Annotated in this window: 7 protein-coding genes; 1 reads left to right on the top strand and 6 read right to left on the bottom strand. The window is 66.0% G+C overall.

Features of this window, described 5'->3' with window-relative positions; genetic code table 11:
- Window positions 1-57 precede the first annotated feature (57 nt).
- The 5 genes from JYJ84_RS21965 to JYJ84_RS21945 all read right to left on the bottom strand — a co-directional run bounded on the left by JYJ84_RS21965 (window position 58) and on the right by JYJ84_RS21945 (window position 4,302).
- On the bottom strand, window positions 58-1,692 hold the full coding sequence (locus tag JYJ84_RS21965) for a cation acetate symporter (protein WP_175221462.1): 1,635 nt from the start codon (window positions 1,690-1,692) through the stop codon (window positions 58-60).
- Entirely contained in the window at window positions 1,689-2,048 is a 360-nt protein-coding gene (locus JYJ84_RS21960; RefSeq protein ID WP_175221463.1) for a DUF485 domain-containing protein, read from the bottom strand. Before JYJ84_RS21960 ends, JYJ84_RS21965 begins: the two co-directional genes overlap by 4 nt.
- A 77-nt stretch (window positions 2,049-2,125) precedes the next feature.
- The gene (locus JYJ84_RS21955; protein ID WP_175221464.1) at window positions 2,126-3,352 is read right to left on the bottom strand and encodes an FAD binding domain-containing protein; all 1,227 of its coding nucleotides are present in this window, start codon (window positions 3,350-3,352) and stop codon (window positions 2,126-2,128) included.
- Window position 3,353: 1 nt separating this feature from the next.
- Window positions 3,354-3,833 (bottom strand): VOC family protein, encoded by a 480-nt coding sequence (locus JYJ84_RS21950; protein WP_175221465.1) that lies wholly within the window; start codon window positions 3,831-3,833, stop codon window positions 3,354-3,356.
- Window positions 3,834-4,029: 196 nt separating this feature from the next.
- The gene (locus tag JYJ84_RS21945) at window positions 4,030-4,302 is read right to left on the bottom strand and encodes a ubiquitin carboxyl-terminal hydrolase 14 (protein ID WP_175221466.1); all 273 of its coding nucleotides are present in this window, start codon (window positions 4,300-4,302) and stop codon (window positions 4,030-4,032) included.
- Window positions 4,303-4,519: 217 nt separating this feature from the next.
- Here JYJ84_RS21945 and JYJ84_RS21940 point away from each other — a divergent pair, with 217 nt between their 5' ends.
- The gene (locus JYJ84_RS21940; protein WP_175221467.1) at window positions 4,520-5,791 is read left to right on the top strand and encodes an NAD(P)/FAD-dependent oxidoreductase; all 1,272 of its coding nucleotides are present in this window, start codon (window positions 4,520-4,522) and stop codon (window positions 5,789-5,791) included.
- A gap of 40 nt (window positions 5,792-5,831) precedes the next feature.
- Here the strand turns inward: JYJ84_RS21940 and JYJ84_RS21935 are convergent.
- The coding region (locus JYJ84_RS21935; RefSeq protein WP_205189462.1) for an ATP-binding protein at window positions 5,832-8,357 on the bottom strand (2,526 nt) is incomplete at its 5' end.

Here is an 8,357-nt window from a genome sequence, read left to right as displayed (position 1 = left end):
CAGATGCAATTCATCGTGTTGTTTCTCATGGGTTATCGATTGTTCGGATCGCGCGGCTCAGCCGCGTTGCGTCATGCCCATCTCGCATGCGACGAGCTGCGTGTCGAATTGCGCGCGCTCTTGTTGCGCACGGGCCGAGCGATCGGTGACGGAGAACAGGATGACGCCGAGGAACGCCGCCGCCATCGAGAAGAGCGCCGGATATTCGTACGGATAGACCGCGTGCGCATGGCCGAGCACCTGCACCCAGACGGTCGGGCTCAGCACGGTGAGCGTCACGGCGGTCGCGAGCCCGGTCAGGCCGCCCAGTACCGCGCCGCGCGTCGTCAGGCCGCGCCAGTAGATCGAGAGCAGCAGCACGGGAAAGTTCGAACTTGCCGCGATCGAGAACGTGAGGCTGACGATGAACGCGATGTTCTGCTTTTCGAACGCGATGCCGAGCAGGATCGCGAGCACGCCGAGTAGCAGGGTCGTCCCGCGCGCCACGCGCATTTCCTCCCGGTCGGACGCGTGGCCGCGACGCACCACGTTCGCATAGAGGTCGTGCGAGATCGCCGACGAACCCGCTAGCGTGAGTCCGGCGACCACGGCCAGAATGGTCGAGAACGCGACCGCGCAGATGAAGCCGAGGAACACGTTGCCGCCGACCGCGTGCGCGAGGTGGATCGCCACCATGTTCGTGCCGCCCGTCACGGCGCCGGACGCGTCGTGGTATTGCGGATCCGACGCGACGAGCGCGATGGTGCCGAAGCCGATGATGATGATCAGCACATAGCCGATGCCGACGATGCCGGTCGCATAGAGGATGCTCTTGCGTGCCGCCTTGACGTCGCCGACGGTGAAGAAGCGCATCAGGATGTGCGGCAGGCCCGCGGTGCCGAAGATCAGCGCGAGGCCGAGCGACACGGCCGAGACCGGATCGGATACCAGGCCGCCCGGGCTCATGATCGCCGCGTGCTTCGGATGCACGAGAATTGCCTGCGCGAACAGCGCATCGAGGCTGAACCCGAAACGGCTCAGCACCATGATCGCCATGAACGCCGCGCCCGCAAGCAGCAGGACCGCCTTGATGATCTGGATCCAGGTCGTCGCCAGCATGCCGCCGAAGAACACGTAGACCACCATCAGCACCCCGACGATGAGCACCGCGACCGTGTAGTTCAGGCCGAACAGCAGCTCGACCAGCTTGCCCGCGCCGACCATTTGCGACACGAGATACAGCAGCACGATGACGATCGAGCTCGAGGCCGCGAATGCGCGGATCGGACGTTGCCGGAGGCGATAGGACACCACGTCGGCAAGCGTGTACTTGCCGAGGTTGCGCAGCGGTTCGGCGATCAGGAACAGGATGATCGGCCAGCTGGCGAGAAAGCCGATCGAATAGATCAGGCCGTCGTAGCCGCTCGTGAACACCAGCGCGGAGATGCCGAGCAGCGATGCCGCCGACATGTAGTCGCCGGCGATCGCCCAGCCGTTCTGGAATGCGGTGATCTTGCCGCCGGCGGCGTAATGGTCGGCCACACTGTTATTTTTGCGCGCGGCCCAGCGCGTGATGAACAGCGTCGAAGCCACGAATACGAGGAACATGCCGATCGCGATCGGATTGTGCCCGTGCGCGAGCGTGGCGGGACCGGCCGCGAAAGCGGGCGCGGAGCCGGCGCCGCCAAGCGCCGCGAAGAACAGGCGTTTCATTGGTCGCCTCCCTGACGAATGGACGCGACGATCGCGTCGTGGACGGAATTGGCCTGGAACACGTACAGCGCGACCAGGGCGAACGTGACGACGAACATGCCGAACCCGATCGGGATGCCCCACGGGGTCGGCTGGCCCTGCACGATCGGCTGGCCGAGCAGCTTCGGCGAAAACGCCAGCGTGAGGATGAATGCGAAATAGAGCGTGAGCATGACGAGCGTCAGCGACCAGGCGAACAGCCTTCTGCGCTTGACGAGATCGAGAAAGCGGGCATCGCGCAACAGCGGATGGGGGGGCTGGGCCGGCGCGTGGGCGTCGGGCGCGGCGCCGGCGGTAGCCGGAATCGGGTGGTTCACGGTGTCTCCTTCGGGTATGCGGGAATCCTGGCCGGGCAGCGGGCGCCCCGCGTCTTGCGCGCCGCGCCCGCCCGCGCTCAGAAATGCGGCGGCACGGCGGTTTCCCGCATCACGACTTCCGGTGTTCGATAGCGCTCGGCCATTTCGCGCTCGGTTTCGTCTTTCAGTTGCGCCTGCATGTAGGCGCCGAGATGACGCGCATGCTGGACGATCGCGGCGCCGAAGGCCGTGCGCGTTTCGCTGTATTCGCACAATGCATCGAGCATGTCGGCGCGCGTTGCCAGCGCCGTGACGAGCGCCAGCGCATCGCCGGCGGCTTTCGTGACGCCCATACCGCAATGCGGCCGCGCGACGAACGCGGCGTCGCCGAGCAGCGCGATCCGGCCGAACGCCATGTTCGGCACTTCGAGGTCGTAAATCGGCTGGAACAGCGGCTGAGCTGCACGCGCCACGACCTCGGCGAACTGCGGCGCAAGCAACGCGTGAGCCGCGTCTTCCATGTCGTCGAGGACGTCGCGGCGGATCAGCGTCGGCGGAATGCCGCCCGTCCACAGCTTGCCGGTCGCATCCGTGAGCAGGTTCGGCAGGTCGGTGTCTTCGCGGGTGGCGCGATACCAGACGAAGTTGTAGCGGCGCTCGCCCGGCTTCGTGCTGTTGCCCTGGCCGGCGACCGGATAGCCGAGGATCTGCTCGTGCGGCGGCAGGCCGAACGCGAATTTCCCGAATAGCGTCGCGTGAGTCGCATCCGACAGCCCGATCTCGTCGACCAGCCCGCGCCAGGCGACGTAGCCCGCGTACCGCAGCTGCGCATCCGGCAGGAGTTTCTCGCGGATCGCCGAGCGGAATCCGTCGGCCGCGATGACGAGATCGGCGTGCACGACCGAGCCGTCGGACAACGTGACCGATGCGCGCTCCGGTCCGTCGGCGACATCGGCGACGACAGCGCCCGAGTGGTAATGCTGGTCGGGCAGCGCGGCGCGCAGCACGTGGTACATCTTGCTCCACGCGGTGAGCGTCTGCGGCAGCCTGCGTTCCGATTCCACGGAGCCGTCCCTGGCCAGCGTGATGCGCGATTCGACCTTCACGCCGATCGATTCGTCGATGCGCACGCCCGCGGCGAGCATCACGTCGAACAGCTCCGGGTGCGTGACGATGCCGGCGCCGCGACCCGAGAGCGCCTCGGGCACGCGTTCGTAGACGTCCACGTCCCAGCCGTTGCGCAACAGAAGGTTCGCGGCGAACAGGCCGCCCAGCGAGCCGCCGATGATGGCCGCCTTGCGATTCGTCGAAGTGGTGCTGTTCATGTCAGTCTCCGTGGGCGTGGCCGGCCGAGGCGGCGGCGGGAAGCTCCAGGCCGGCGACCTCGGAGGCGGGGTAGTTGAGTTCGATCGTCACGCCGGACGGATCCTCGATGAAAACCTGATGCAGCCCGAGGCTCGGAACCGTGCGGTCGCGCCACACGATGTCTTCCGCGCGCAGCGTGTGCCACATGGCTTCGACGCCGGTGGCGAGAAACGCGATGTGGTCGACGGTTCCGGTACCCGTTGCGGGCAGTTCCTTGTCGCCGAGATAGGCCGCGAGCCCGTCGGGGTTCGCCGGATCGATGCCGATGATGTGGACCGTTCCGTAATCGGCTTCGTCGCCGCCCTTGTAGAGCCACGCACCGGGAAAATCGAACGGCGGGCGATAGCCGCGCTTGAAGCCGAGCACACGTTCATAGAACCGGCACGATTTCTCGAGATCGAGCGTGCGAATCGAGAAGTGCGCGAGTTTGGATACAGGCATGGAGGACCTCTTATTTATCGAGAGATAAGTTATCGACCGATAAACTATAGTCGAAAAAATCGTCAGGACACAGTCGTGTTCCGACGGTGTTAACCCTCGGCCCGAAAAGGTGCCTGATCGATGCCGAAGGTGGAGGAGACCGGCGGCCCGTCGCGGGATACCGGCGCGCGGGCGCAGGATACCGATGCGCGGTGCGTTACGGCGCGATCTCGCCGGCCATGACGTCGTCCGCATAGCACCATACCCAGCGCTCGCCTGGCTCGATCGAACGCACCAGCGGATGGCTGGTTTCGTGAAAATGCCGGCTCGCATGGCGATTCGGCGACGAGTCGCAACAGCCGACGTGCCCGCATGCCAGGCACAGGCGCAAATGCACCCACTGGCTGCCGGACTTCACGCATTCCTCGCAGTAGTCCTTATCGGTGGTCAGAATGCGCGCTCCGCCGAGATGGGTGCAGGTCATGGCCATCTTCCGCTCCGATGCCGGCGTCGGATAGCGCTTGCAGTGCGGCCGGCGCGAGGCTGCAAGCGTGGTTGGATACGGTTCATTGTGGACGGTCGTGTCGCGAGCGCGACCTTAATTCTTATTAAGCGTGTCAACTCGGGCGACGGGCGGACGTACAGTCGCAAGTGCGGCCGGCACGAGGTCCGGGCGAGATCGAGACGACGGACACCGGGAGGCGCACATGACTCAGTCGCAGCACGTCAAGGTAATCGGCTTGCCTCACAGCAAGGAGGCCTACGCAATCCGCGACTTCCTGAAACGCGGGGTGGTCGAGTACGAGTGGTGCGAGTTGACGTCCGACACCGATTGCGTGCGCGAGCTGGGCATCGCGCCAATGCGCGATATCCGGCTGCCGGTCGTCATCTTTCCGGACGGTTCGCGCATCTACCAGCCGACGTTGCCGGAGATTGCGGCCAAGCTCGGCTGGGTCGCCCGGCCGCGCTTCATCGAATACGACGTATCGATTTACGGCGCGGGTCCGGCGGGCCTGTCGGCGGCCGTCTACGCGGCGTCGGAAGGGCTCCGGGCCGTCGTGATCGAGCGCGATGCCATCGGCGGGCAGGCGGGAACGAGTTCGCTGATCGAGAATTACATGGGGTTCCCGGAGGGCATTCCGGGCGCCGAGCTGGCCGAGCGGGCGCGCCAGCAGGCGGTGAAGTTCGGTGTCGAACTGCTGATGATGCGCGAGGGCGTGCACGCGACGTTCGTCGACGGCAAGATTCGTGTCGACCTGGCCGACGGTTCGATCCTGACCGCGCGCTCGAACATTTGCGCGACCGGCATCGAATACCGCAGTCTCGGCCTGCCCGACGAACAGAAGTTTCTCAACGTCGGCTTGTTCTACGGCGCGGGATCGAGCGAAGCGCCGATGTGCGAAGGCAAGCACGTCTTCATTGTCGGCGGCGGAAATTCGGCAGGCCAGGCCGCGATGAACTTTGCCCGACACGCGCGCGAAGTCACGATGATCGTCAGGGGCGCATCGCTGGCGGCGACGTTGTCGCGCTACCTGATCGACCGGATCGAGCGCACGCCCAACGTGGCGGTTCGGTACGGCTCGACCGTCGACGCGCTCCACGGCGACGGCCGGCTCGAAGCGATCGCGCTTCGTTCGGAAGACGGTGCGCGCGAAGTGCTGCCGGCCACGCATCTGTTCGTCTGCATCGGCGGCGCGCCGAACACCGAATGGGCCAGGGATACGAACATCATTCGCAATTCGGGCGGTTACCTGGTCACCGGCAGCGATCTTCACGACTGTCCGGCATTCGAGCGCGTGTGGCCGCTCGAGCGCCGGCCCTACTATCTGGAAACGAGCGTGCCCGGGTCGTTTGCCGCGGGCGACGTCCGGTCGGGTTCGGTCAAGCGAGTGGCGTCGGCGGTCGGTGAAGGGGCGATGGCCGTGACGTTCGTGCACCAGTTCCTGGGCGAAGACGCGCATCGGCCGGGCGGACACTGAGTAGCGAGACGCCGGGTCCGCCGCGCGCTCGCCGGATCCGTCAGCGTACCGTCGAAATTGGCAGCCGGAACGTCAGGACGGTACCGTTCCCGGCGCGCGGCGCGGCCTCGAGCGTGCCGCCATGCGCTTCGATGATCGAGCGGCAGATCGCGAGACCCATCCCCATGCCGTGCGTCTTCGTCGTGAAGAACGGATCGAAGATCCGGTTCGCGATTTCCGCATCGATGCCGGCGCCGCGATCGGCGATGCTGACGACCACGTGGCCGTCGCCGGCGTGTGACGCCATCTCGAGTTCGCGCGACGTGGCCAATCCGTCCATTGCATCGAGCGCGTTGGTGATCAGGTTCAGGATCACCTGCTGGATCTGGGTGCGATCCGCCATCAGACGGATGCCGTTGCAGTGCAGATCGACGCGCAGTGCGACCTGCTTCGCGTCGATTTCGGGCGCGGTGAGATGCAGCATGTCACGAATCAGATCGTCGATCGCGAGCGGTGCCAACGCGGGGGGCGCCTGCCGTGCGAGCGATCGCAACGCGCGGACGATGTCGGCCGCGCGCACACCGGACGCACGAATGTCTTCGAGGCTCGCGAGCGCTTCGCCGAGGTCGGGTTGCGTGCCGCGCAGCCAGCGCATGCAGGCACCCACGCTTGACACGATGCTGGTCAGCGGCTGGTTGATCTCATGCGCAATCGACGCGGCCAGTTCTCCCATCACCGTCATGTGCGCCGCGCGCGCGAGCTCGGTGCGCGCATGCCGCAGCGCGGCCTCGGTTTCGAGCCGGCGCGTGTTCTCGTCGATCAGTTCCGCGTAGAGCCGCGCGGACTCGAGCGCATTCGCCGCCTGCGGTGCGAGTATTTCCAGCATCGCGATGCGTCGCGGCGAAAACACGCCGTTGGTCAGCGCGTTCTCGAGATACAGCACGCCGATCAGGGCGCCCTGTTTCAGCAGAGGCAGGCAGAACAGCGAGCGTGTAGGGTGCGCGCGCAGGCTGTCGACGTGGTCGGGCACGCCTTCGAGCTGCGCGTTCGCGAGCACGACGGGCTTGCGGGTTCGTGCAACGGTGTTCAGGATCGACAACGGGACATCCTGCTCGGTGGGTTCGCTGCTGGCAATATCGACGATCACGTCACTGCCGACGATGCGCGCGGCCGCCTCGATCGTCAGCCGGTCGTGTCCGGAGAGCAACAGCAGGCCATTGCGCGCGCCGGCATACACGATCATGTTGCGCATCAGCGTTTGGATCAGGCGCTCCAGAACGATTTCCTCGGACAGCGAGTGAGCCGCGCGCATCGCAAGCGCGAAATCGAGATCTTCGTGCGCAGCGACGGCCGTGCCGCCGGGCGACGGGTCCGCCATGAGGAACGGATGCCGCAATTCCATCGTCTGCGTCTTGCCGGTCGCGCCCCAGCGCCGGTAGCAAGCATGGGCGAGCCGCAGTTGATGGCGTGCGGGGGCGGTGAGCCCGAGCGATGCTGCGTGATGCGCGGCCAGTTCGTGCGTGAGCGCTTGTTCGTGCACGAACCCTCGCTCCGCCGCGAGGCTGGCCGAGGTCTCGTACTGTTGCATCGCAACGATATGCTCGCCGCGCACGCGCGCGAATTCGGCATCGATCAGCGCAAGCTTGTTCCGGAACGTCACCGGATTTCGTTCGCTCCATGCGGCGAAGCGGGCACGTCGCGGTGCATATCGCTCGAGCAGTCGGTCAGGCGGCGTGGCACCGTGGTCGCTCGCAATGCCGGCCAGCACGCTGAACAGGTGGAAGTCGGACAGCATGATGTGTGCGGGCGTCGACCATGCGAACGATGCGGCTGCATCGAGCGACGCACGCGCCGCGTCCGCGTCGCCGAAGATGAACGCCGCCTGGCCGGCAAGCACGTCGGTCCAGAACTGCAGGACTGACATCGGCGTCTTCGTCGAAGTACGGCCGCGCCAGGTGCCGATCGGCCGGTCGGCGCCGAGTTGCAGCGCGACGATGAATTCCGACTGTGTGGAAACGAGGTCGACGATGTCGTCGTAGCGTGCGCTGCGAGCGATCTCCAGCAGCGGATCGATTTCGTCTCGGATCGCCGGCAGCGCTTCGCCCATCGAGAGCAGATCACTGATGATGTGGTTGCAGCTGTAGCACATCCAGCGCAGTTCGGCGCTCGCATTGCCTGCCGCCTTCGCATCGCGCGCGTGATCGAGTGCGTACGACAGAGGCTGGGTCCAGACGCTTACCTGGTCGAGTGCGACCAGCGCCGCGGAGCGGTAGCGCTCGAATCCGTGCCGATCGACCAGTGCGAGCGCGACCTTCGCGAATTCCAGGCCGTCTTCATACGCGTCGTGATGCTCGGCAATGCTGACGCCGTACCACGCGAGCCCTTGCACCGACGCGGCGGTGGCGCCGTAGCGTAGCGTCAGCCGGACCATCGTTGCGAAATGCAGCAACATCAGCCCGCCGCTCGGATAGAACATCGCCGCTTCGAGCGCGGTCAGCAGCGCCATTGTGGCTTCGACGCGCGTGTCGGTCATGACGGGCAAGTCGACAAGCTCGTGGATGGCGCGGCCGTCGAGCGCCTCTCGCAC

This window comes from Burkholderia sp. LMG 13014 (genome assembly GCF_905232215.1).
Classification (GTDB): domain Bacteria; phylum Pseudomonadota; class Gammaproteobacteria; order Burkholderiales; family Burkholderiaceae; genus Burkholderia.
The sequence above is the reverse complement of the archived record's forward strand: the minus strand, read 5'-3'. Positions and strand labels throughout refer to the sequence as shown.